General features: G+C 73.9%; 2 protein-coding genes, 1 tRNA gene and 1 pseudogene. All 4 read left to right on the top strand.

Going from position 1 to position 3336, the window contains the following annotated elements; translation table 11 throughout:
- Positions 1-383: pseudogene (locus tag KS423_RS41635) on the top strand (hypothetical protein); the annotation flags it as partial.
- An 83-nt stretch (positions 384-466) separates the two neighbouring features.
- Positions 467-540, top strand: a tRNA-Ala gene (locus KS423_RS41630).
- A 351-nt stretch (positions 541-891) separates the two neighbouring features.
- Positions 892-2094: a glycosyltransferase 87 family protein gene (locus KS423_RS41625; RefSeq protein ID WP_224284920.1), complete on the top strand. Its 1203-nt coding sequence runs from the start codon at positions 892-894 to the stop codon at positions 2092-2094.
- Between the two features lie 43 nt (positions 2095-2137).
- Positions 2138-3336 (top strand): DUF2079 domain-containing protein (locus KS423_RS41620; protein ID WP_224284919.1); only part of this gene is annotated, 1199 nt, incomplete at its 3' end.

Genomic DNA, 3336 nt, shown 5'->3' with positions numbered 1-3336 from the left:
CCGCCGCCGAGCCGGCCCCGGTCGCGCGCGCCGAGGAGCGGGCCGTACGCCGTCCGCACCTGCGGCTGGCCGCCGACCCGGAGCAGGCCACCGTCTCGGTGCCCTCCGCCTCCGCGGTGGCCGAGGCGACCGAGCACGAGGAGTGGGTCGACGGCATGCGCGAGCGCGGCGCGGCCGGCCCGGACTCCTGGGAGCCGGTGCCCGTCCCGCTACCGACCTACGTGACCGCCCCGGTCGCCCCCCGGGTCTCCCGCGGCCTCGACCTGTCGGCCCCCGGCACCTGGACCGCCGGCCGCCCCGCCGAGTCCCGCAAGACCCCGCTCTTCGACCAGTACGCCGAGCCGCAGGCCCCCGAGTCGCGCCCGCGCGCGGCCAACGAATGACGTGGGCCACCCCCCGACCAGCACCGCGATCCGGGGGGGTGGTCACGAACCCCCTCCGAAAGGTGCTAGAGTTTCTTCTCGTTGGGGCTGTGGCGCAGTCCGGTAGCGCACCTCGTTCGCATCGAGGGGGTCAGGGGTTCGAATCCCCTCAGCTCCACCCAACGGACCGGCTCAGGCCGGTCGACGAAATCCCGCCGGGAGGCAACTCCCGGCGGGATTTCGCGTTTTGGGGTCCGGGCCGGGTGTCGGAGCCGGCTCCGGGGCGACTGTGGGCGGGGTCACATCACCCTTCCGGGCTCGTTTCTGACGCGGTTTGGGGCTCAGGGGGGTCGGTTATGGTGGGTGGGCCCAGACGCTGACGAGGGAACGATCTGGTCTATCTCGACGGGGTGCCATCGCGGTGCGCGAGTTCGGTCTGAAACGGTGGGTGCGGCGGTCGGCCCAGGATGAGTCCGGCGGCGCAGCGGAAACCGGAAGGCCGAATTCCTGGACCCTCCCGGCGGCCTGCGTGGCGGCGGTGTCACTGGTGGTGTTCGCCTGGTTCCGGCACGCCCACGGGGCCACCATGGTCGACATGCTGGTCTACCGGGCCGAGGGCGAGGCCGTCGTCCGGGGCGAGGACCTGTACGCGATGCGGCTGCCCGGCTGGGACCTGCCGGCCACCTACCCGCCGTTCGCGGCGATGCTCTTCGTGCCGAGCACCTGGTTCGGCGTGAGCACCCTGCGCGTCCTGGTGATGCTCCTCAACTACGCGCTGCTCGCCGCGGCCGTGCACCTGTCGCTCAAGCTGGCCGGCTGGCCCAAGCAGCACCGCGCGGCCGTGGTGATCCTGGCGACCGGCCTCGGCATCTGGCTGGAGCCGGTCTTCACCACCTTCCAGTACGGCCAGGTCAACCTCGGCATCCTCTGCCTGGTCCTGTGGGACCTGACCCGTTCGGACCGCAACCGCTTCAAGGGCGTGGGCATCGGCCTGGCCACGGCCATCAAGATCACCCCGGGCCTGTTCGCCGTCTACCTGTTCCTGACCGGCCGGGTCCGGGCCGCCCTGGTCTCGGCCGGCACCTTCCTCGCGGCGGGCCTGATCGGCTGGGCCGCGCTGCCCGACGCCTCGCACGGGTTCTGGACCACCTACCTCTGGGATCCGAGCCGGGTCGGCGTGACCGTCCTGGTGGACAACCAGTCGCTGCGCGGCGCCGTCTGCCGGCTGCTCGACGTCAACGACCCGGGCCTGGTCGGGCTCGTCGCCTCGGCGCTGGTCGGGGCGTTCGGGCTCGGGGTGGCGGTGCTGGCCGGGCGCTCGGCGCGGGTGCTGCGCCGGGCCGACGCCTGGGGCGCGGTCTGCGCCGCGCTCACCGCGCTGCTGGTCTCGCCGATCAGCTGGACCCACCACTGGGTCTGGTGCATCCCGCTCCTCGCCCTGCTGGCGGTGGAGGCCAGGACCAGGGCCCGGCAGGTGCTGTTCGGTCTGACGCTGGTGGTGTTCCTCTCCCACGTCATGTGGACGGTGCCGCACCGGTGGGGCCGCGGGGTCGCCTGGTACTGGCAGCTGCCCGGCGCGATCTACCCGCCGATCGCGATCGCCGTCCTGGTCGTCCTGGGCGTGCGGCTGTACCGCGCCCGGCGGCAGGCCGTGGACGGCACCGGCGGCGGGGCCCTGGCCCCGTCGGCCGCCAGGCCGGACCGCGATCCCGCGCTGACGAACCGGACCTGACGGTCCGGACCCACGGACCCAGACCGGACGGATCGGACCCGACGTGACCACCCAGACCGCACCCTCGCCGACGGCCGCCGTGCCCGCCGCCCGCCGGGCGGCCACGGCCGTCCTGCTCGGTCCGGCCCGGCGCACCGTGCTGCTCACCGCGCTCTGCTTCGCGGTGACCTGCGCCATCGGCCTGCAGGGCTGGACGTCCGTGTCGCTCGGCGGCTTCGACCTCGGCATCTTCGACCAGGGCGTGCGCGGCTACGCCCACTTCGGGCTGCCCGTCTCGACGCTGAAGAGCTTCCACCACGAGTTCCCGCCCGGCTTCTCGTTGCTGGGCGACCACTTCTCGCCGGTGCTGGCGCTGCTCGCGCCGCTGTACTGGATCTGGGACGACCCGCGCTCGCTGATCATCGGGCAGTCGCTGCTGTTCGCGGCCGGGGTGCCGCTGGTCCGGCGGATCGCCGGGCACGCCTTCGCCGGCGCCGAGCCGCACACCGCCCGTCGGGCCGCCGACCTGGCCGGCCTGGTCTACGGGCTCGGCTGGCCGCTGCTGGTCGCCGCCCGGGTCGGCTTCCACGAGGTCGCCTTCGCGGTGCCGCTGACCCTGCTGATGCTGGAGCGCGGACTGGCCCGCCGGTACGGCACGGTGGTGCTCGCCGCCGTGCTGCTGTGCTGCACCAAGGAGGACCTCGGCTTGATGGTCGGGGCGTACGGCCTGGTGCTGCTGGTGCGCACCCGCCGCACCGGTGACCGGGCGGGCCGCTTCACCGGCCTGGGGCTGCTGCTGGGCGGGCCGGTCGCCTCGGCGGCCGCCATCACCTGGCTGATCCCGGCGATGGGCGGGGAACCGGGCTACTACTGGAACTACGCGGCGCTCGGCAGTGACGGCGGCGACGCGGTGAAGCACCTGCTGCACGACCCGTTCCTGCTGGTGCAGACCGCCTTCGACCAGCCGCTCAAGCCGCTGCTGCTGCTGTGGCTGTTCGGCACCATGCTGCTGCTGCCGCTGCGCTCGGCCACCGTGCTGTGCGCGGTGCCGCTGCTGGCCGAGCGGATCCTGTCCAGCAACCCCAACCACTGGTCGATCGCCCGGCACTACGACTCGCTGCTGTGGCCGATCCTGCTCACCGCCGCGATCGAGGTGCTGGGCCGGCTGAGCGGCACCGGGCGGCCGGAGCGGAGCGTGCGACGGGCGCGCGGGCTGGGCCTCGGCGCGGCCGGCATCGCGCTGGTGGCCGCGGTGCCGATCGG

It is taken from the genome of Streptomyces sp. LS1784 (assembly GCF_020103755.1).
GTDB lineage: Bacteria > Actinomycetota > Actinomycetes > Streptomycetales > Streptomycetaceae > Kitasatospora.
The sequence above is the reverse complement of the archived record's forward strand: the minus strand, read 5'-3'. Positions and strand labels throughout refer to the sequence as shown.